The organism is Mesorhizobium sp. M0340 (genome assembly GCF_040321535.1).
GTDB lineage: Bacteria > Pseudomonadota > Alphaproteobacteria > Rhizobiales > Rhizobiaceae > Mesorhizobium.
Genome location: NZ_JAMYRR010000006.1, coordinates 174,436 through 195,322, shown reverse-complemented (window position 1 = coordinate 195,322; position 20,887 = coordinate 174,436). Strand labels below are relative to the sequence as shown.

19 protein-coding genes and 1 pseudogene are annotated in these 20,887 nt (G+C 58.3%); 14 read left to right on the top strand and 6 right to left on the bottom strand.

The window, feature by feature from the left end; translation table 11 throughout:
- Window positions 1–273 precede the first annotated feature (273 nt).
- From NKI79_RS11610 to NKI79_RS11580, 7 genes are all read left to right on the top strand, one after another.
- Window positions 274–816, top strand: coding sequence for a class I SAM-dependent methyltransferase (locus tag NKI79_RS11610; protein ID WP_352801661.1), 543 nt, complete (start codon window positions 274–276; stop codon window positions 814–816).
- 311 nt (window positions 817–1,127) lie between these two features.
- Window positions 1,128–2,840: an ABC transporter ATP-binding protein gene (locus tag NKI79_RS11605; protein WP_352801659.1), complete on the top strand. Its 1,713-nt coding sequence runs from the start codon at window positions 1,128–1,130 to the stop codon at window positions 2,838–2,840.
- 6 nt (window positions 2,841–2,846) lie between these two features.
- Complete coding sequence (locus NKI79_RS11600) at window positions 2,847–4,028, top strand: glycosyltransferase family 9 protein (protein WP_352801658.1); 1,182 nt, start codon at window positions 2,847–2,849, stop codon at window positions 4,026–4,028.
- Window positions 4,029–4,037: 9 nt separating this feature from the next.
- A complete protein-coding gene (locus tag NKI79_RS11595) occupies window positions 4,038–5,222 on the top strand; it encodes a glycosyltransferase family 9 protein (RefSeq protein WP_352801656.1) in 1,185 nt (394 codons plus the stop codon).
- Complete coding sequence (locus tag NKI79_RS11590) at window positions 5,212–6,390, top strand: glycosyltransferase family 9 protein (protein WP_352801654.1); 1,179 nt, start codon at window positions 5,212–5,214, stop codon at window positions 6,388–6,390. The genes NKI79_RS11595 and NKI79_RS11590 overlap by 11 nt, the downstream gene beginning before the upstream one ends.
- 301 nt (window positions 6,391–6,691) lie before the next feature.
- Window positions 6,692–7,471: a sulfotransferase domain-containing protein gene (locus tag NKI79_RS11585; RefSeq protein WP_352801652.1), complete on the top strand. Its 780-nt coding sequence runs from the start codon at window positions 6,692–6,694 to the stop codon at window positions 7,469–7,471.
- 20 nt (window positions 7,472–7,491) lie between these two features.
- The gene (locus NKI79_RS11580; RefSeq protein WP_352801651.1) at window positions 7,492–8,181 is read left to right on the top strand and encodes a sulfotransferase family protein; all 690 of its coding nucleotides are present in this window, start codon (window positions 7,492–7,494) and stop codon (window positions 8,179–8,181) included.
- 29 nt (window positions 8,182–8,210) lie between these two features.
- Here the strand turns inward: NKI79_RS11580 and NKI79_RS11575 are convergent, their stop codons facing one another.
- The gene (locus NKI79_RS11575; protein WP_352645679.1) at window positions 8,211–9,191 is read right to left on the bottom strand and encodes a glycosyltransferase family 2 protein; all 981 of its coding nucleotides are present in this window, start codon (window positions 9,189–9,191) and stop codon (window positions 8,211–8,213) included.
- 225 nt (window positions 9,192–9,416) lie between these two features.
- Here NKI79_RS11575 and NKI79_RS11570 point away from each other — a divergent pair, with 225 nt between their 5' ends.
- The 5 genes from NKI79_RS11570 (at window position 9,417) to NKI79_RS11550 (ending at window position 14,600) form a co-directional block, all read left to right on the top strand.
- Window positions 9,417–10,580: a glycosyltransferase family 4 protein gene (locus tag NKI79_RS11570; RefSeq protein ID WP_352801649.1), complete on the top strand. Its 1,164-nt coding sequence runs from the start codon at window positions 9,417–9,419 to the stop codon at window positions 10,578–10,580.
- A gap of 113 nt (window positions 10,581–10,693) precedes the next feature.
- Window positions 10,694–11,467, top strand: a complete 774-nt coding sequence (locus NKI79_RS11565) for a glycosyltransferase family 2 protein (protein ID WP_352801647.1) — start codon at window positions 10,694–10,696, stop codon at window positions 11,465–11,467.
- Between the two features lie 108 nt (window positions 11,468–11,575).
- Window positions 11,576–12,298, top strand: coding sequence for a glycosyltransferase (locus NKI79_RS11560; protein WP_352801645.1), 723 nt, complete (start codon window positions 11,576–11,578; stop codon window positions 12,296–12,298).
- 226 nt (window positions 12,299–12,524) lie between these two features.
- Window positions 12,525–13,562: a phosphatidylglycerol lysyltransferase domain-containing protein gene (locus tag NKI79_RS11555; RefSeq protein ID WP_352801643.1), complete on the top strand. Its 1,038-nt coding sequence runs from the start codon at window positions 12,525–12,527 to the stop codon at window positions 13,560–13,562.
- A gap of 83 nt (window positions 13,563–13,645) precedes the next feature.
- Window positions 13,646–14,600, top strand: a protein-coding gene (locus tag NKI79_RS11550) for an IS630 family transposase (RefSeq protein ID WP_502909808.1) whose coding sequence is annotated in 2 segments (ribosomal slippage) — window positions 13,646–13,974 and window positions 13,973–14,600 — 957 coding nt in all. Because the reading frame shifts where the segments join, the coding sequence is not laid out codon by codon here.
- A 572-nt stretch (window positions 14,601–15,172) separates the two neighbouring features.
- Here the strand turns inward: NKI79_RS11550 and NKI79_RS11545 are convergent.
- From NKI79_RS11545 to NKI79_RS11525, 5 genes and pseudogenes are all read right to left on the bottom strand, one after another.
- Window positions 15,173–15,352, bottom strand: a pseudogene (locus NKI79_RS11545) (ATP-binding cassette domain-containing protein); the annotation flags it as partial.
- A gap of 1,546 nt (window positions 15,353–16,898) precedes the next feature.
- Entirely contained in the window at window positions 16,899–18,011 is a 1,113-nt protein-coding gene (locus NKI79_RS11540; RefSeq protein ID WP_352801640.1) for a hypothetical protein, read from the bottom strand.
- A 235-nt stretch (window positions 18,012–18,246) separates the two neighbouring features.
- Entirely contained in the window at window positions 18,247–18,741 is a 495-nt protein-coding gene (locus NKI79_RS11535) for a hypothetical protein (RefSeq protein ID WP_352801639.1), read from the bottom strand.
- A 49-nt stretch (window positions 18,742–18,790) separates the two neighbouring features.
- Entirely contained in the window at window positions 18,791–18,985 is a 195-nt protein-coding gene (locus NKI79_RS11530; protein ID WP_352801637.1) for a twin-arginine translocase TatA/TatE family subunit, read from the bottom strand.
- Window positions 18,986–19,028: 43 nt separating this feature from the next.
- On the bottom strand, window positions 19,029–19,163 hold the full coding sequence (locus NKI79_RS11525) for a hypothetical protein (protein ID WP_352801635.1): 135 nt from the start codon (window positions 19,161–19,163) through the stop codon (window positions 19,029–19,031).
- Window positions 19,164–19,482: 319 nt separating this feature from the next.
- Between NKI79_RS11525 and NKI79_RS11520 the strand changes: the two genes are divergently transcribed.
- Both NKI79_RS11520 and NKI79_RS11515 read left to right on the top strand, forming a co-directional pair.
- Window positions 19,483–20,058 carry a helix-turn-helix transcriptional regulator gene (locus tag NKI79_RS11520; RefSeq protein ID WP_352801822.1) on the top strand — a complete coding sequence of 192 codons (576 nt, stop codon included), beginning with the start codon at window positions 19,483–19,485 and terminating at the stop codon, window positions 20,056–20,058.
- Window positions 20,059–20,151: 93 nt separating this feature from the next.
- Complete coding sequence (locus tag NKI79_RS11515) at window positions 20,152–20,802, top strand: acyl-homoserine-lactone synthase (protein ID WP_352801633.1); 651 nt, start codon at window positions 20,152–20,154, stop codon at window positions 20,800–20,802.
- The last annotated feature ends 85 nt before the right edge of the window (window positions 20,803–20,887 follow it).

Sequence of the window (20,887 nt, the reverse complement as noted above, 5' to 3'; positions counted from 1 at the left end):
CGAAAGGGCGTACGTTTCAGGAACTCGAGGGCAGGCCCGGGTAGGGGGCGCCAAGCGACATTGCGGTTTCCAACCGATGTGTCGATCTGTCGAGCTGGTGTTCGTCAGCTTCCCGAAACGTCTTCGCAGGATGCTGTGATCAGGAGTTCCTTTCTCCCGCGGTTGCGTTTACAGGACGTTCTGGACAGTGTCGTTTGCGCGCCAGCAACTGGTCCGGGGCCAAGGCCCAGCGCACAGTCGTCCTCCGTCAAGGAAACCAGTCCGGCGCCGCTTTTGGAGAACAATGATTTGTGGTGGTCAAATAAGCAAAAGAGATTCAAGGGAACGTGGGACGACCGACTGGACGGCCTATTCTCAGCAGAGGTCGACTACGCCGGGAAGTCCATTCTCGATGTTGGCTGCAACATGGGTGTTGTCGCCTATGAGATATCCAAGCTAGGACCGAGTTCGATCCATGGGATCGACATTCTCAAGCCGCATATCGAGACGGCCAGGATGATCTTCCTGGGTTGTCCGGTTCAAAGCCGGTTCGATTGTCTCGATCTTGGCAGCCGGAAGCTGCAAAATGTTCTCCAACCGCAGTATGACATCGTCATGCTGCTGGCGGTCTACCATCACATGCAGTGGAGCCTCGGCGCGGATAAGGCGCGACGCGTGCTGTGCGATATCGCCAGGCGTGCTCAAACGATCGTTGCCCGCGTTCCTCCTGGCAAGGATAGAGAGATGATCGCGGTGCTTTCGGATGTGGGCTTTTCAATCAAAAGCAATCACACCTCGCCTCTTGGAAGCCATCTCATGGTCCTCGGGAAACACTGACCGGGCATAGCGCCGCCGACGGCGAATGGCGCAAGAGCCGCGTGGCTGGGTCCGCTATGCTCGTACGCGAGGAACCGACGGTCGCAAGCCGATGACGTGCAAGGATCCGGTTCGGCATTGACTGCGGTCGGGAACGAAGCCACAGACAGGTGATCGAAACCGTTTCGCGCTTCAAGACAACACGAAGACCGGACGGGATCGCAACGGGCGGCGACGAGATGATTGCAAAGAAACGAGTGTCAACGGGCCCAGCATATCCGCTGATCAAGCGTCTGATTGGCGAAAATCTGCCGCCGCACAAGATGCTGTATGTGACAGGTTTGCTGTGCTCGATCGCTGCTGCTGCGGCGACCGGGGCAGCGGCCTGGATCATGAAAGTCATGATCAACACCATCTATGTCGAGCGAGACGCTGCCGCTGTATCGGGTATCAGCGTCGTCATCATCGGCATTTTCCTGGTCAAGGGCATAGCTGCCTACTGCCAGACCATCACCACGGGGAAGATTCGCCGGGCTATCGTTTCAGACCTTCAAAACCGTCAATTTTCCCGAATGGTGTATTTCGACATCAGCCGTTTCGCGAACCAGCATCCGGCAAAATTTATCTCCAAAATCATGTTCAACGCGCGCGCCGGGGCGACCGTTATTCTCACCCTCACGAGCAGCGCCGTCTCTGATCTGCTGACCCTGATTGCCTTGGCCAGCGTCATGGTCAAGCAGGACCCGGTAATGTCGCTAATATCCGTGGCGGTTCTGCCGATGCTGTTCCTGTCAGTCGGCGCGATAACCAGGAAGCTCAAGGCGCTGGCGAGGGGCGAGACGGAATTGGCCGCACAGGTCCAGTCGATCGGCACGGAAGCCGTCGAAGGCATCCGCACCATCAAGTCCTTCCAGCTCGAGGACAAGGCGGTTGCCAGCTTTGCAAAGGCCGTCCGCAAGATGGAAAGACGTGGCATCCAGATCAACCGGACGTCAGCATTGATGAGCCCATTGATGGAGACCGGCGGCGGCGTGATCATCGGGCTTTTCGTTATGTACGCCAGCTGGCAGACCCTCGGCAACGGCAAGACGCCCGGCGAATTCATGGCCTTCATTACCGCGTTCCTGCTTGCCTATGAGCCTGCCAAGCGGTTGGCCCGGGTCAATGTCGACATCCAGAAGCAAATGGTCGCCGTCGAGCAGATGTATGATTTGATCGACACGCCCGAGCAGCGGCGACTCGCAATCGCGGGCGAGCGCCTGGCTGACGTCGATGGTGGTATCCGGTTTGAAGATGTGGCCTTTTCCTATGACGGCAACAGCCCCGCGCTCGAGGGTGTTTCCTTCGACGTGCGACCTCGTGAGAAGCTGGCGATCGTCGGCCGCTCCGGCGCCGGCAAGACCACCATCGTCAATCTGATCCTGCGCCTGATGGAGCCGGACAAGGGCAGGATCCTGATCGACGGAAAGGACATTTCGAAGATCAGCCTGGCCGACGTTCGCGACAATATCGCACTGGTGTCACAGGACGTCTTCCTGTTCGAAGGCTCGATCCGCGACAACATTCGCGACGGCCGCCCGAACGCCACGGATCAGGAAATCGAGTCCGCTGCGAACCTCGCCCGGGTCACCAGCTTTGCTTCGGCGCTCGAAAACGGGCTCGACACGCTTGTCGGGCCGAGCGGCACCAATCTGTCGGGCGGGCAGAAACAGCGCGTCGCCATCGCACGCGCCCTGCTCAAGAATGCTGCGGTAATCGTCTATGATGAAGCGACATCGGCGCTTGACGGTGAAAACGAACGGGCAGTCATGGAGGCAGCCTTCGACAACACATTTCAGCGCACAGTGATCTGCATTGCGCACAGGCTGTCTACAATCAAGGCGGCCGATCGTATTCTCGTGTTTGACGCCGGACAGCTTGTCGATGCTGGAACGCGTGACCAGCTTGCCAAGCACAGCGAGATATATCGTTCGATATTCCACCTGGAGGCGCCCGATCCGATGGTCGAAAGCGGCAAAAAGCTGCGGCAGAGCGTATTGCGCTGAAGGCCGATGACCAGCTTTTATCACGGTTCCTATGTTCGGTATGTGATTGGTGGACTGGGCCTTCAGGTGCGCCGGTACAAAAAGGCGGTGCGCAGGTTGTTTTCCGGCCCCAAGCAGCCGCGGTCCATTCTTGAGCTGCAAGCCAAGGTTGAGGCCCTGATCGTTCGCAGGGACTGGAAAGGCCTTGAAGCCGGTACCAATGAGATAGCTGTCGCGGCCGATCATAATCGCGACCCGGAGCTGATGCAGAAGGCGGGCCAGGCATTCGAACGGCTTGGCAACTTTGCGCGGGCAGCTGAGCTTCGGCTTTCCGCTCGCCGGCTGCGGAAAGGGAAAAGCGCGAACGAGTGGACCGGCGAGAATCTCGGATCGGATACACTGCTGATCGACCTTGTGGAGGATGACCCGCGCAGCCTTGGCCGGGTTATCCGCCACGCGCGACTGGCCGGCGCTGCCGCTGCCTATGCGCAAAGCGCAACAATCCGGGTCGAGCCGCGCCTGGTACCAATTCTGCAGCGAACGTTCCCGAAGGCGACCGTGGTCCCGGCGCAGCGGGATGTGGTCGCCAACAAACGTGCGACTTTCGAAGATCTCGCCTGGGTGTTCGGACGCGATGCCGAAAAGCTTGCTGCCGACTTCGTGCCGCTGCGGGCAGATCCTGAACACGTCGAGACATTCCGCAAGCGCTATCGGGCGATGACGGATCTGCCGCTGGTCGGCCTCTCCTGGGGCAGCAAATCCCACACCAAGGACGTGCCTGATTTTCCTGAATGGGCACGGTTCATCGCCCAGACACAAGCGACCTTCGTTTCGCTCCAGTACGGACAGATCAAGCCGGCGTTGCGGCGCCTTCGCAACGGCAATGACGCGCGTCTGATCTTTGACGACGGCGTCGACCAGATGGTCGACATGGACCGTTTCGCGGCACAGGTCGCCGCACTCGATGCTGTCGTGACGATCAGCAATACGGCGGCCCATCTTGCCGGAGCCCTTGGCGTGCCGACTGTTTTCCTCATCGACGATAATTTTCAGACGGCATGGCCGGTGACCGGCGACCGGACACCCTGGTATCCGAAGGGCATTGTCATTCGCAAGGAGGGGCGCCCTTGGTCGCTGGTGCTCGACGAGGCCGGCCGGCGGCTCTCGTCGATCCTGACGACGCTTTCCGACGCTCCCCCAGGACGATAGAACATCGCCGTGCAGAACAGACGAACCATCCTTCAGAAAGCAAAAACCGCCGATCTGCGCCCGCAAGGCGCCGTCGGCAAGCGGCTGCAGAAGGTTCTCGAGCGGGCAAAGGAACTTCTTAGACGTCCCTCGCGCCACGCCGACGAAAGTGCCGAAAGGCATATGAGGCTGATGGAGGAAAGCGTGCAGCGTGGTGACTGGCAAACTGCTCGCGACCATGCACTGGCGCTTGGCGCGCTTGGTGAGCAGCTTGGCGATCTCGGCCTGATCAAGAAAGCGGGGCGCGGACTGAGGCGTCTCGACGGAGGAAATCGCATCTGGCAGTTGATGGCGGCGAGCAAGCAGCGCGGCAGGCCAGATTGGGATGGCAGTGATCTTGCGGGTCGCACGCTTCTCGTCGATCGTCGCGAAGGCGACCTGGCGATCTTTTTCCAGTTCGCGTCTTTGCTTGGCCCAGTGGTCGCGGCTGCCGGTCGATGCATCGTCTTCGTCGAGCCGCGACTGGCACCGCTTTATCGCAGAACATATCCCGGGCTCGATGTCAGGATTGAAGGGGAAGAGGACATGGCGGCGGTGGACGCCGATGTCGTTGCCGGTTTCGAGACACTCGCAAAGCATTTCTGGCCGGACGACCCGGCGGCACGCGCGCCCTTCGTTCCGCTGGAGCCGGACCGCCGACTGGTTGCCGAGCTGCGCGGCACCTATCTCGATGGCGGCCCGGGTCCCCTGATCGGATTTGCCTGGGGAAGCCTGAACAAGAGCAAGGATCTGCCGGCTCTGGACGATTGGCGGACGCTGTTCGGCAGCCTGCCGGGGCGCCTCGTCAGCTTGCAATATGGCGATGTCGGGCCGGCTCTCTCCGAGTTCGAGCGCCACGCGCCGGGCCGCATCATCCATGACGCTTCCGTCGACCAGTTGACGGACATGGACCGCTTTGCCGCCCAAATCGCGGCGCTCGACGCGGTGGTGACGATCAGCAATACCGGTGCCAACCTGGCCGGAGCGCTCGGCGTGCCGACGGTTGTCATGCTCGACGACGGGTTTCGACTGTCCTGGCCTGCCTTCGGCGAGACCGTCGCCGCATATCCGAGCGTTCGACTGGTCCGAAAAGGCGGCCGAGCCTGGGCGTCGGCAGTGCAGGAGGCAGGCGGACGGGTCATGCAAATCATCGGCGGAGCTGGCGATGGAAGGTAGCCTACTTCTCGGCCGGTTGCGCCGCGCTGTCGCGCTTGCAGGCTACAAATACAAGGTCTGGTTCCGACGTCACCGGCGGCAGCTCTTCCTTCGCTGGCGTGACGGCGACATTGCCGATCAGATGGCGGATTATCGGCGGAGCGTCGAGTCCCGCGATTGGCCGGCGGCACTGCCGAAAGCCCTGGCTCTTGGATCCATTGCAAAATCGAGGGGCGAGGTCCACCTGCTCGACGAGCTCAGCAAGGCGCTGATGCGGATGGGCGCCTATGGCGCAGCCGCCGAACTCAGGATTGCACGACGCCACATCGTCAACGGCCGCGTCGATGGCGAGTGGCTGGGCCAGGATATTTCTGGCCAGACACTGCTGATCGATCTGATGGAAACCGAAAAGCAGGGTCTGGCCACCGCGATCCATCATGCGAGCTCCGTCGGCTGTGCCCTGGCGCGCGCCGCCCATTCGATCGTCCTCGTCGAGCGCCGCCTGGTACCGCTCTTTCAGCGCACTTTTCCGACTGCCGATGTGCGGCCGGTCGGCGCTGGCGGCAAGGCCGTCTATGCCGAAGCGCAGGCCTTCGCCGGCGTCCAGCATCTGACTGCCGTTTTCGAGACCGACGAGGCAACGATCCGCGAGCACTTCGTGCCCCTTAAGCCGGATCCGGCCCGGGTCGCTGAACTTCGCGCCCGCTACCAGAAGGAAGGGCGGCCGTTGGTCGGTATCGCATGGGGCAGCTCCAATCCCGGCAAAGACCTGCCGCCGCTTGCCGCCTGGCGAAACCTGATCGGCCGCCCGGACCTCCGGTTCGTCTCGCTGCAGTACGGCCAGATCGAGACCGATCTGAAGATCCTGACCGACGGTGAGCCGGAGCGCATTCTTCATGACAGATCGGTCGATCAGCTCGTCGACATGGACCTTTTCGCCGCGCAGGTTGCCGCGATGGACGCCGTGGTGACCATCAGCAATACCGGTGCGCATCTGGCGGGCGCGCTCGGCATCCCCTCGGTTTTCATTCTGGGCGACGGCTTTAAGCGCTCCTGGCCGGTCGAGGGCGACCGCACGCCCTACTATCCATCGGCCGTGCTGGTCTCGAAACTGGAACGCCCCTGGTCCGTGGTGATGAGCGAGGCCGAGGCCATCCTGGCTCCATGGATCACAAAAGTGAGTGGCTAATGCATGTCGTCCGAAAGCGGGTCACTGAATACGCATCGACGCGATCCGCATTAAGCGTTCGGCCGACGGATCGCTGAATGGAGCGCCCGTGTCGAACACTCGTCGCAACAGGCCAAAAAACATAAGGCATTCCGAACCGGGATATAGTAAAGGCCAATTCGCCCCGCAGAGGATCGCAATTCTTGCCGGCATTTCTGCCTTGTGTTCGAATCAGCCGTAGGCTTAGGCGCCCAGTAATGGGGTTGGTCTGGCCGGCAGCGGTTCGGGCGCCAGCTCTGATAATCTAAAGGAGGTCTCTCCCATGTCCTTTCTAAAATTTTTCCAGGCCAAAGCGCCGGCTCTTCCTCTTATCGTATCCTTTCCAAAATCAGGGCGCACGTGGCTGCGTGTCATGCTGGACGATCTCGGGGTTGAAGTTCAATACATTCACGACGGAACCGACCACAAGTTACTTCGACCAAAATCGAGCCTCAAGGAGAATAAATCTCGCTACAAGAAGAGAAGAACAATAATGCTTGTTCGCGACCCAAGAGATACGGTGGTCTCAGGGTACTTTCAGGTTCAGAAGCGCCACATGCTTCCAGCCGGATCGTTCAGTGATTTTATCAGAAGCGACAATCATGGGATTGAAAAGATCATCAGGTTCAATCTGCAATGGTTCGCAGCCATGCCCCGGATGCGCGAAATCCGGTATCTTCAATATGAAGATATGCATCGGGATACGGCTGGTGTCCTTCGCGCGATCCTTGGATTCCTGAACCGGCAGGCTGACGATCAGACGCTTGTCGAGGTGGCGAACAACCGAACCTTCGACAAGATGAAAGTGAGTGAATCGACCGGTGATCTGTCCGATCGATACGGCAAGATATTACAGCCGCGCGATGCGAATGATCCCGAAAGCTTCAAGGTGCGCAAGGGTAAGATAGGCGGTTACGGCGAATATCTTTCCGAGAACGACGTGGCCTATTGTGACGAGCAGTTGGCCAAGTTCGAATATTGGGAGAAGCTGGACAAGGTCTTTAGCACGAACGGCTTGTGCTATGCTCGCGTCGATAACCGCGCCCGGGTCGCTTTGGGTTAGGGGGCATTGCCGACATGGTGATGCGGACCGGATTCATTTGCGGCTGCGGCCATAGCGGGACGACGTTGATAGCGACGATCCTTGCGTCGCATCCTGACGTCTACCTGCCGCTTCAGGAAACCAACATTTTCTTCAAGTGGACGCCACTGGCCATGTTCCGCTTCTGGAAACTGAAGCGGGCGGCGCGCGAGGCTGGAAAGAACGTGCTGCTTGAAAAGACACCGCGGCATATCCGCCGTGTGGCCCGCATTCGTCGGCTCGTGCCCGGCGCGCGTTTCATCATGCCGGTGCGAGATGGGCGCGACGTCGTGGCGTCGCTGACCAGACGACTTGACGACCCAAAGGAGGCTCTCGACCGCTGGATCAACGACAATGCGCTGGTTCTCGCGGAACGGGGAAAGCCGGATGTGCTGATCTATCGCTATGAGGATCTGGTCGAGAATCCGGCCAAAGTCGTCGAGCAGATATGCGGCTTTCTTGATGTGACCTTCAGCCCGGATCTCCTCGACTACCACAAGAACCCGCAGCAATGGTTCAAGCCGACCGACGCCAGCGTCGAGACGCCACACGAGGTGCTCCGGAACCAACAGGTCAATCAGCCGATCTATGACGGGAGCGGGAGATGGCGCTCCGAACTTGGAAACGCCGAGTTACAGGACCTGGTACAAGGACGAGGTGCCCAGCTCATGAAAGCGTTCGGTTATGCATGATGTTGGTTCGGCATCTGCTGGAGTGCCGTCTACCAATCAATTTTGTCGATCAAACCCGTTTGGAATAGGCTGTGAGCGCCTTCGTACAGCATTGACTGTTCGCTCATCGCGCTGAGAGCGGCTTTACCGCTCGATACCTCATGATACTGGCGATATTTGGAAGCGCCGTTCCAATACTGACCTTCCGCCACCGCGACCTGCGCCTTGTCGTTGAAATCGGCGAAGAACTTGAAATGAAGCAGGCCGGCCAATCCCTTTATATAGTTTCGCCAGTAGGGCAGCGGTGCGTGAATCGACGTAAAAATCGTCTGGCGATCAACATATATCAGAGGAAACTTGGTCAACTTGTGCTGCCTGGCGAAAAGCCGGGTCCTCGGGCCGCCTGTGATCTTGAGATGCCGGGGGCTCCTCGTCACCTCATAGCCGCTGCCGTCGAAATGGTCCGCAACCTGCCATGGGGGCACGATGGGATCGAAGGGTACGTCCCAGATGTTTCCGCTCGGATACATGTCGATCATCGGCGCCAGCAGGCGTGTCATTCCGCGCCGCTTGAGCCAGGCGGCCATCGCGCCGAGCGGATTCTGATCCATGCCGTCATAGACAAGATATTCGTCCGCATCGACGGTCAGATACCAGCGAGGCTGACCATAAATCTGCACAAGACGCTGCCGCCAAAGGTTTCCCAGGTCCGACTGAGAATAGGTGAGCGGCGAGCTGAATAGATCGACATCTGGCTGCTCGGCCAGAAGCTCAGCTGTTCCGTCGGTCGAGCGATCATCAAGGACGGCGAATCTGGTGACGCCGAGCTCGCGATAGTGCTTCAGGAACGGGCGTAGCCTGTCCGCCTCGTTGCGGATGACGAGGATCAAAGGCAGGTCATTCACTTTGAGGGGCGTTATCGGCCGCAGCGATGACACTTCTGCCCGCCTTCCGAAGGTGCGTCTCAGCCGATATATGGCGGTGTCGGTAATCGTCCGGCGGACAATGGCGGGCCAGGTTGCTTTGCTCAAGCCGTCGATTCCCCCTCATAGCGGTCACTACCCGGCTGGAGCTGGCGCTGATCCGCTGTTTGCAGTTAATTTCTACATGCAGCACCGTCAGGCAAATCGCAAGCAGTCGCGGACAATGGACACAGGCCTGTTCTGAGTTCCGCGAGTGAGCTTTCCAACTGTTGCCGATGCGCGCTGGCCTCTATAGACATCGTCAGATGGCAACAAGGCCGGAGCCCTGACCCCATGCATGCCGGCATTCGTGGCATCGAAAATCAATTCGACAGGCCGATCCTGTTCGTGCGCCAGCGTTATGCGCCCTTTGGCGGCGGCGAGATCATGCTGGAAAACATCATGGCTGCATTTGCCGCGCGTCAGCGGTCGGTGGCCGTGCTCTCCGGCGACTGGCCGCGCTATGAAGGCATAGAATTCATCCGTTGCGCCGGCCGCCGCTTTCCGCGTTCGCTGCGGGCGGCGTCCTTTGCTCAAGCCGCCTGCCGCAAGATCGCCGAGATGCCACCGGCGCTGGTGCAGAGCAACGATCGCCTCCCGTGCTGCGATGTTTTCCGGGCCGGGGAGGGCGTTCATGCCGCCTATCTTGCCGAACGGCGGCGTTTCGAGACGCGGCTTGGCAGGGCGGCAATGGCGCTGAGCCCCTTTCACCGCCACACGCTGCGCCTCGAGCGCGCAACCTATGCCAGCCCACGGCTCAAAGCTGTCATAGCGATTTCGAAGATGGTCGCCGAGGACATTGTCCGTCACTATGATTATCCGGCCGAAAATGTGCACCATATTCCCAACGGGGTGGACCTCGACCGCTTCAATCCGCAACTGCGCCAACAGCATCGGGCCGCGGTCCGCGCGCGGCTCGACGTCGACGAAAACAGGCCGGTCGTCCTGTTTGTCGGCTCGGGCTTTGCGCGAAAAGGACTGCTTGCACTGATGAAGGCTGTCGCCACGCTCGATGGCGAGCCGGAATTGTGGGTCATCGGCCATGATTCGCGCGCCAACGCCTTCAGGCAGGCCGGTAACAGGCTCGGTCTCGGCGCACGGCTCAAGATGCTGGGGCCGCAGAAAGACATGCTGCCGTGGTACGGCGCGGCCGATATTGCCGTGCTGCCTTCCATCTATGATCCTTTCGGCACAGTGGTCATCGAAGCGATGGCGAGCGGCTTACCCGTCGTGGTAAGCACCGGCTGTGGAGCGCGCGAGCTTGTCGAGCGGTTCGAGCCGACGCTCGTTTGCGATGCGGCCAGCGAAAGTGACCTCGCAGCAGCGCTCGCCCACGCGCTGCAGTTGGCGTCACGACCTGAAACCGGAACCCGGGTGAGAGCGGCGGCCGAACATTATGATTTCAATGTCATGATCAAACGAATGATGGCGCTGTATGAAAGCCTTGATCTGAAATGATCTTCGACTTTGTTGAATTAGGTTAGTACCCTCAGTGTGCTAGCGGGCCGGGAGCCGATGCTGCAGATGCAATCGAATGACAGTGGCAGCTTTGATGCCGGAACCTTCTGACCGTGCCGGCGCTCTCGGTCATTATCATCACCCGCAACGAGGAGGCGTCCATCGCGCGCTGCCTTCGCTCGGTGGATTTTGCAGACGAAATCATCGTTCTCGACAATGACAGCAGCGACAGCACCAGGGAGATTGCCGGTGACTTGGGGGCCAAGGTTTTGATGACCCTTGATTGGCCCGGTTTCGGCGCGCAAAAAAACCGTGCGCTGGCCGCGGCAACGGGGGATTGGATCCTCTCGCTGGATGCCGATGAGTGGGTGGAGGCGCCGCTCGGCGCGGAAATCAGGGCCGCAATCGCCGACCCAAAAGCCTATGACGGCTTCGAAATACCGAGAAGATCGCGCTTTTGCGGGCACATTGTCCGCCATAGTGGCTGGTCGCCCGATCTGGTGCTCAGGCTCTTCCGTCGCCGCTCCGGGCGCTTCAGCGACGACACCGTGCACGAGAAAGTGGTGCTGACCGGAAAGGTCGGGCGATTGTCCCAGCCGATCGAGCACGACTCGATCACCGACCTGGCAGATGCCCACGACAAGATCGGCCGGTACGCAGAAGCATCCGCCGCGCAGCTGCTTGCCGAGGGCAAAAAAAGCTCGATAGGCAAGGCAGTTTTGCGTTCCGTCTGGGCGTATGTGCGCAGCTATATTTTCCGGCTGGGATTCCTGGACGGTTCCATTGGTGCGATGGTGGCCGCGTATTCGGCCAGCTACACCTATCAGAAATGGGCGCGTGTCGCATTGGGAATGCGAGGCCAGGTCCACCCAAAAAAGCAAGGCTGAGGCCAGGACAAACCTGTGAGAAACCGGCTCGGTTGACCGCAATTGTTGCCGAGCCATCGCCAACTAGTTAGTGTACGACCGTTAAAATCGAAAGCCAGGGTAGTGAATATGACTGATGCGTTTAGGGTATTTATCGGATGGGACAGCCGTGAGCCGATCGCGTACGACGTCGCGCGACACTCGCTGCTCAAACATGCGTCGGCGCCTGTCTCCGTCATTCCGATCAAACAAGACGAGATGCGTGCCCGCCGGCTGTATTGGCGGGAAAAAGATCCACTCGCCTCGACGGAGTTCACTTACACGCGCTTCCTCACGCCTTTTCTCGCCGACTACACGGGTTGGGCCCTGTTTTGTGATTGCGATTTCCTGTGGCTTGGTGACGTCGCAGGCCTGCTGAAATATACGGACTCGGACAAGGCGGTCTATTGCGTCCAGCATGACTATACGCCGAAGGCCACAACCAAGATGGATGGCGTGGTCCAGACATCCTATCCTCGGAAAAACTGGTCGTCGTTGATGCTGTTCAATTGCGCGCATCCTTCGGTCAGATCGCTCACGCCAGAGGTCGTGAATCAGGAAAGTGGCGCCTATCTTCACCGAATGCAGTGGGTTGCCGACAAAGATTTGGGTTCATTGCCGGTAGAGTGGAATTGGCTCGAGGGCTGGAACGAAAAGCCTGCTGTCGGCACACCTAAGGCGGTCCACTATACGAGTGGCGGCCCGTGGTTTGCCGAGTGGCAGAATGTCGACTATGCCGACTTGTGGATAGCAGAACGCGACGAGTTCCTGGCTTCCGATCAGGCAGAATCTTCTCAGAGCGCAGTTCGATAAGAGCATCGTGTTTGGCAGGTGACCTGGGCGCTTCCGAAGTGGCATCGGCGTCGGCAACAACGCGTGGTGCCGCCTCGGGACGGGACCGGGGCAGATTGCGCCTAGGAATCTGGCGGTTCCGGCTGGGGAAGCATGACGCGCTGAGATAAGGATCAGCTCGCGGCAATATGATCGGTTGGGGTCCGCCAGCTCTTTCATCGGCCTAGCCGGCACGCGAAAGTCGACCATGTCGTCACTGCGAAGACGCTTCGATCGTTTCCTGGAAAACCGCGGGCCTAAAATACCGCGGCTACAGCTGAACCATGTCGAGCGCCTGGCGCTGGTCCGTCGCCATGGTGATTTTTCCCTTGCCTATTCGACCGCCGTGCAGAAGGGGCTTCACTACTTTGGCGATGCCCAGGGCTACATCGCTTACGGAACCAAAACGCGACATCACTTCGCGCTCGGTGATCCAATGGCTGCCCCGGCCGATCGGCGCGACTATATCGAACGTTTCATCGAGGTTGCCGGCAGCCCGTGGTTCGTGCAGATCGGCGGACAGACGGCGCACGTGCTTGCCGGACTTGGCTATCAGGTCAACCGCCTCGGCGTCGACACCAGGCTTGTCCTGCCCGGCCACGACTTTTCCGGAAAGCGTAATGAGACAGTGCGTTATTCCGAACGCTGGCTCTTGAGGAAGGGGTTTTCCTTCGCGGAGGACAATGGGACCGTCTTCCTCGACGAGATTGCCAGGCTCTCCCAGAATTGGCGGGCCGACCGCATCGTCAAGCGCTGGGAGATGAGGTTTCTCAACAGGCCTTTTGCCGATCACCTTGGCGTCGATATGCGCCGTTTCGTCCTGCACGGTCCGGATGGAGAACTCGTGGCCTTGCTGGATTTCGATCCGCTGTTCAGCGACGGCAAGGTCATCGGCTACACCACCTCGTTCAAGCGCAAGCACATCGATGCCTCGGCGCATGCCGAGATCGGCCTGACCAAATTCGCGGTCGACCGCTTTCGCGACGAAGGTGTTTCCGTGGTCACCCTCGGCCTGTCGCCGCTTGTCGAAATCGGACCTAGCGGGTTTGCCGAAAGCGATTTCTGGCGGCGCGCCTTCCAGCGTGCCTATGACTCGCCGTGGGTCAATCGCACCCGCTTCAACCTGCAGGGGCAGGCGGCCTTCAAGCGCCGGTTCCATGGTGTCGAAGAACCGACCTATCTCGCCTTTCGCAAAGGGACCTTTTTCGAAGCGCTTTCTTTGCTCCGGCTGATCAGGGCCGTCTAGAGCGCCGGACGCTCAGATTGAATCAAGAGGGATTCCAGTGAGACCGCGTTCGTGATTCACTTTCCGGTAGGAGGTGATTTGCGATGCCCAAGCCCTATTCGATCGATCTACGTGAACGCGTTGTCGGTTATGTCGAAGCCGGGCATTCGCGGCGTGCGGCGGCGGCACATTTTGGGGTGTCGGTTTCGTTCGTCGTGATCCTGATGAGGAACTATCGAAAGACCGAGAGCCTGGTGCCCAAGCCGAGCGGAGGCCGCCGCCATTCCAAGCTCGACCCGCATCGTGCGTTCCTGATTGGTTGTGTGGCCGAGAAGGACGACATCACCATGCCGGAGCTTGCCGCCGAGCTGGTTACTGCTACAGGCGTCCAAGTGGCTCCCGCCTCGATCTCACGTTGGCTCATCAGGAACGGCTACCGCTTCAAAAAAAACGCTGCTGGCCAGCGAGCAAGATCGACCCGACATCAGCAAGGCGCGCCAGCAGTGGCGGGCCAAACGCCAGCCGCGGATGCGGCTTGAGCCACATCGGCTGGTGTTTATCGACGAGACCGGAACCACTACGAAGATGACGCGCCTGCGCCGTCGCTGCCTGAAGGGCCAACGGCTGCGCTCAAAGGCACCGTTCGGACATTGGAAGACGCAGACCTTCATCGCCGGGCTGCGCTGCCATGGGCTCACCGCCCCTTTCGTCGTCGACACGCCGATGAACCGTCGCATCTTCGACACCTACGTCGAAACGCAGCTCGCTCCGACGCTGGCAAAGGGCGATGTCGTCATTCTCGACAATCTCGCAGCCCACAAGAGTCCGGCCGCCGAGGCAGCCATCCGGGCCAGAGGCGCATGGCTGCTCTTCCTGCCGCCCTATAGCCCCGATCTCAACCCGATCGAAATGGCCTTCGCCAAGCTCAAGGCGCATCTGCGCGCAAAGGCCATCAGAACCATCGACGCCCTGTGGCAGGCCATTGGCGATATCTGCAATCTCTTCTCTCCAACAGAATGCAGAAACTACTTCTCTGCCGCAGGATATGGACTCACATGAACGTCCGACGCTCTAGTGCCTGGAGATGAGGGCTCGTCGTGTCCCGGCATGGTCGACCTCACACCGGCCAGGCTTGGTTGTTTAGGTGGGAAAGGAATGCCGCGGCGGGAGCAAAAAGACCGGCTGCGAAGCGCCGGACCATTCTGCTGCGTCCCCCAGTCCCGCCGGCTACTTTTGGCAGCCCGAGAACGGCTCCGCATCAGCGCGCGCCAAGGGGCGGATTCACGGTTGCTGCTGCGCACCGCCAGGAATAACGAGAGTACCCTGGCCCGGCCTTGAGTATCTGAAGCCTATGAAGAACAAAGCAACGATGATCAAACAAATGACGATGACCGCGACGACGCTGCCAGGATGGTGTCCGGTATCTGGCGGTTGGACCATTGCCTTCCCGTATGGCTATCGCCGCTGACCTTCTTCATCTTCCAACCGAGCATGACGACTGTCAATGGATACAGGAGCTACCCCCGCCATCCAATCAGCAGCCGGTGTGTCGAACACGTTACGCGCTTGCCGACCGAAGCTGATGATGGACCGAACCACAACTTATCCTAAGCACGCCTCCATCGCTGCGAAGCGTCCGGCCGGCGGCGAACCCGCAGCGGAAAAGCGACGTTTTCGGCCACCGTCAGATGCGGAAACAGCGTGTAGCGTTGGAACACCATGCCGATGTTGCGCTTGTGCGAAGGCACTGCAAGCAGTGATTTTCCTTCCAGCAAGACATCGCCGGAAGTCGGGTCCTGAAAGCCGGCGATCGCCGAATGACCGAAATCATGGATGCAATCCGGTCGCGCAAGCCGGACGAGGCGGCGGCGCGGCGGCATGTCGAACGCGTGGCAGATCGCCCGCAACACGCTTCGCCTTGGCTGACTGGTATGCCGCCGGCGGTGCATCGTTCCACGGCAGGCATCTAACTGGTGCGTACAGTGACATTGTGACATGCCAATTTGCTTTCAGTTGCGGCGGCAAAATCGTATATCGCGTTAGTTAGGTGTTGTATCTCTTGCCAAATTGCTCTGTCATTCGAACGGAGTGTCGGACGGATTGAGACAGAGAAACTAGAAAAATGAATATGTTACGCCACAAAGTTGCCGTGGCGCCCATGATGGACTGGACGGATAGATAAAGAAAATCAGGCAGTTATGAGATGTCGTGTGCAAAAACCGCACACGAAAGTTCTGCTCCTCTTCTTTTTTCGTTCCCGCGAGGCAGATGCTGACAGGCCTTTTCGGACGCTCTTTTGCCGACGAAATTGACCGCTCCTATGCGGATGTTCGCCGGGATTTCCATGTACCTCATTGTACGCTGCGGCATCCAGTTTGCCTGACGTTCGTGGAAGCTTTCGAACTGTTTGTCTTGTACCTCCGCCCGAATTGCGGGCGCTTGTGAAAGATACGGGCTGCAGGCGTCTGGAATCCCGCTAATAAAGCCCAGCAATAGATTTCCTGAGCGGGAATCAGCCAAAAACGCGCGCGAACCATCTCGGCGTTCCTGAAAAAGGGGCCGTTCGCTGCTTCTGCCAAAACGGGCGCTTGTTCTCCGCGTTTTGCCACGTAGGGACGATGGCGCCGTGGAATGCGAAATCTATGTCACTCCCGGCGTGGCGCAGCCGCATGACGCCTTTAGCCGGATCGCTGGCGGGGCAGCATAACAGTAGTAATTCAAAAGGAAATATTGTAAACTGTCTAATTAAAGGCGCATTTACCAGAATATAGGACGTTCTCGGGATGCGCATCGTTTGTTGAAAGAGTATTTGCCGCGATTTTGTTTTCAATATTAGGCAGGCTGGGAGCTGGCTGAATCGTACATCTAATAAGATCTGCCGCAGAGCAGAACGTGACTCTGCGATAATCCCCCGAGGCTGGCGAGCAAGGCAAAAGGGACGGACGTAAAAATGCCGAGGTTGAGTGCCAAATACGCTTCCTTCATCGCAGGAGCTAGTTTGTCGATCTCCTTGCCAGAGGCGTCGGTCGCCGGTCAAACGATTGAGTGCCACTACGAGAATTCGGGCGGTGCTGCGAAAATAAGCGTTGGAATCAACAACGACGACGGCCATGCGGTGACATGCAATTGGTCATGCATATACGTTCTTCAAAATTCAAATTTTACTAAACACACAGTCTCCGGAGAGGATGACGTTGACCAAATGTCCTCTAAGAATGTGCACTCAGACACCACTGCAGCCACCTGTTTCGAGCGAATCCCATAATCTGCAGTGTGCTCAAAAGTGAATGGTGCGCAGGAAAACGTCGATTCACTGGTACCGCCCCGTCACTTTGCCGATAAGAGCGGAGGACCGCGTTATTTCACCTTTATTTTCGCAGCGCGAGCATCAAGCTTGTCTTGCCGATCGAGTGCTGTCTTCACGTCCTCCTGCACGACCGACGAGATCTCTGACGCTTTCGCAGCATCCGTGCGCACTTGTGCACTGGCGGTAACCACGAATGCCTTGGTCTGCTTAAGCATGGCGAGAAGCTGCTGCACCCCCGCAAAGCCCGCAACATTGTGCGGCGCCTCCGCCTGGGTGAGCAAATCGTTTTCGTCGTCGAGGACCTTGGTGATGCCGGGGATAAGAGCTTGAGCACGCTCATCCCGGCGAAATTTTGCCAGTTTGACACTTCGTTCGACGCCCTGCAGTTTGAAAAGGTCGGGTTCGTAGTTGTCGATGGAAAACGTGAACCGGTTTAGCCATGAAAGCACGACAGGTTTAGCGAGGGCATCGTAGCTGGCCCGTGCTCCTGCCTCGTCAATGTCGCGTTTGTCGCTGTCTTCCAGAATTTTCCCTACATCTTCATACCGAGCAACCAGGCAGTTGTCCGCCGTACCACAGCGATTCGCCAGAGAGAGCCAAAGCAGGCCCGAAGCGTCCCCGCGCTGAGCCATTTCAGCTTGTAAAGTCGTGACAGTAACTTTGTTGCCGACCTTCGTTTTGCATTCCACGATGCTGAGATGATACAGGTAATCGGCGGTCTCGATAGCGATCTGCCGGGCCTTCTTGTCGTAAGAGATATCTGCTCGCATCGAGTTCCATTCCTTCTCGATGTCGTCAAAGGGTTTCGTGGGCGCCGTCGAGCCGAATGGGTTAAGCGATGAAAACCAGGAATCGACCGTGTCCTTGGTCGTCGCACGCAGGCCCTCAGCCTGACATCGAACGTTGTCGATCGTATTGCGCAGGGCGGTTTCTATTCCTTGAGTTGCCTTTGCCAAACTGTCGTCGATCAGCGGCTTTGCCTCCTTAATACCTGCCAGGATCTGATCTTTGATTATCTGGGGCATCAATTCGATAAGATCGCGTGTCGGTGCATCCAGCCCGCCGACTGCACGCACCTCGAAGGGGGGCACTTGAGATTGCGCGGAACCGGTCGAGATCGCCAATGACGCAAGAACACAGATTGCAATCGAAGACTTGCTCATGACCACGCCGTCCAAGGTTCAATTTAAGCAGTCTGGAATATACAACAGAATTCTGGGCGAGGGCAGGCAGTCCGCGGGCCCTTCTGCCGCCCAAACAGTATGCGGCAAAACCACGTCGTTATGGCTACCGCGCCCCTCATTTTCGCTCGTTTGGCTCGCGCTTCCGCCACCCAAACGCAAAATGTTTTCTACGGGCTTGAACAAGAGAGCTGCGTCCAAAGCGAATCATTTAAGACTAGCATCCCGTATTGTCACATTTGATAGCGAGCGATGTGTTGACGTCGTCGGCGGAGTCATAATCCGGCTGTACGTCGTAACTGGGTTGGCCATCGCAGCTAAAGGCGCGTCTGCTGTTGACGATCCAGAAGCGCTTGACTGTGCCCGCAGCAATTTCAGCCTTGGCGGCATTCTCATTGTCTTGATCCCATGACAGTGTGTCGACGGAACCGTCCTTCACGATCACCAGACTGAAGCCATCGGGGCTCTGCTGAATGCGCGCCACACATTGCACTCCAAGATCCAGCAAAGCGACCAGTCGATCCGGGTAGTCCTTGGCCAACTGAGCTTTTTTGTCGGCGAGTGCCCTCGGGATCCGCGGATCGTCGGTGCAATAATCAGGGCCGCTGTTACATGCGTACGCTCCCTTGAGCGTGGTCACGCTCACCAGGAAAACGGCGGCTGTCAGGGCGAGCAGTCTGATTGCGGGTTTATTGGGGTAAGTATCGATCACCAAATTGCCTCCTCTGTCCCCTCGGCGACATTTGCGACGCCTACTCGTGTCAAAGCTTAAGCTTGTCTCTTTTCATCATGAGTTCGGTTTCCTCGACACCCTTTCGTGCGCCGAGAAGTTCGCGACGAAAACTACCAGCGCCCTTGCCAACGTCTCCCATCAATCCAGAAATCCGCCCTTTCCCAAAAAGGACGAGAATAACGATTGCGACGATCGCGAGATGCCAAATACTGAATGCGCCCATTTTGGTTCTCCTCGGCTATCCATCTTGTGGCAGTTGTGAAGTGTCAAGTTCCATCCGTACGGCGAAAACGTGAACCCGATTCGATATAGCGCTCGCCTTCCAGAATGTCGGGATCGTTGCGGATCGGCTCATTTGAGTAGGTCGAGCGCGGGGTCGTCGTCAGTTCCTCGACCAGCACTGTAGCCCCTGAGCTTCGCCGGAAGCCGGAATCGGCAGCTTGAGGTCGAGCAGTAGTGAGGCGCCGACGTTGACTAACCGCAAGGACTTTACCGCATAAATTCATTAATGGTTGCCAAAGAAGGATATTCGGGGAATAAAATTTTAGCTAGATTTATTCTGCGGCTAGGGACTGGGGTTTCTGCCACGATCGACGCAGACGTATTTGATTTTGTAGAGCGCTGCAGAAAGCACAGGGCAACCGAGCCGCTGCTTAGCGATCTTCTTGAATCGTTAGAATTTCGGCTTCGAGCATCTTATCCTAAGCGGTGTTCCACTTGGTGGACAAAAGCTTGCACCGATTGGTCGAGTTGAATGGTTGGCCGGCCGGCTGGTTCGAACGCTACGTCGAAGCAGAGCATGCAGCTGTTGATGGCGTATGCATCTATTCGGCAAAGACGCTGAAGCCATTTCTTTGGGAAGAGATCCCCGCAAAATGGTCGGATACCGAGGGATCACGGCGTGTGGCAGGTGAAGCCACGGAATTTGGCATCTGCAGTGGCTTTGCCGTGCCGATGCTCAGTGTCCATCATTGGCAGTCGGTGCTCTCGTTTGCGTCGTCGGCCAAGTGCTGCCGTCTGTCACCTCGACAGCAGGTGCAACTGGTCATTATGGCCGTATATGCCGGCATGTCGATCCAAGCTTTCTCAGATGACGATGAGGAGGATTTGGACCTGTTGACCGACCGTGAGAGGGAAATCCTTCTGTGGGCGGCGGCCGGAAAAACCTCGTCGGAAACGTCCCAGATCCTTGGCCTGACGGAACGTACCATCAAATGGCATTCAACAAGAGCCCGCGAGCATTTGGCGTTGCGACTACAACGCAAGCTGTTGTTGAAGCCGTGCGCCGCCGACTAATACATCCTTGATAAGTCAACTGTCCGATCGGACAGGTGACGTATATTAGCGCAACTGCGAATATCCCTGTGAGAGTGATCGGGGGATCGCGCCATGATAACGGCCCACGTAGTCAATGCGCATAACAAGCATCTCTACGAAAACGAATTCGAGGAATTTCTGCGCCGGCGGCACGATTTCTTCGTGCATCAAAAACGCTGGCGCCCTCCGAGCCCGGATGGTCGCGAACTGGATCAATTCGATACAGATGCGGCGACCTACCTGCTCGGTATCGAAGATGGTCGCGTAGTTACCTCGGCTCGATTAATTCCAACGAGCGAGCCGCACATGGTCTCGGAGGTCTTTTCCCACATGTGCGAGAAATCCGGCGTTCCGCGGCGCCCTGATTGGGCGGAGTGGACCCGGACATTCGTCGTACCCGACAAGCGTTCGACTGGGCGCAGAGGCACGCTTACCGAGTTGTGCTGCGCCGTCATGGAGTATGCTCTCGACGAAGGCCTGAGTGCGGTAGGCGGCGTTCAGGAGACCTACTTCATGCCGCATCACGGCGCGCTCAAATGGCGGGCCGAACCCATGGGCATGGCGAAGGAGGAAAACGGCGAATGGTACATCGTGGCTTACATCGAGGTGAGCGAAGCGGCTCTTGCGAGTGTTCGGAAAATCCTCGGTATCAACCACTCACTACTTGTTCGGCGTGGAGTTCAGATACCATTTATTGAGGCACCGGAAAGACTTACGGCTTGATTATATATGAACTCTGTAGAGAGTCTAAGTGACCTAACGGGAGGCGTCAATGGTTGCTTTCGACGAAGATACTGGGGCGATTGAC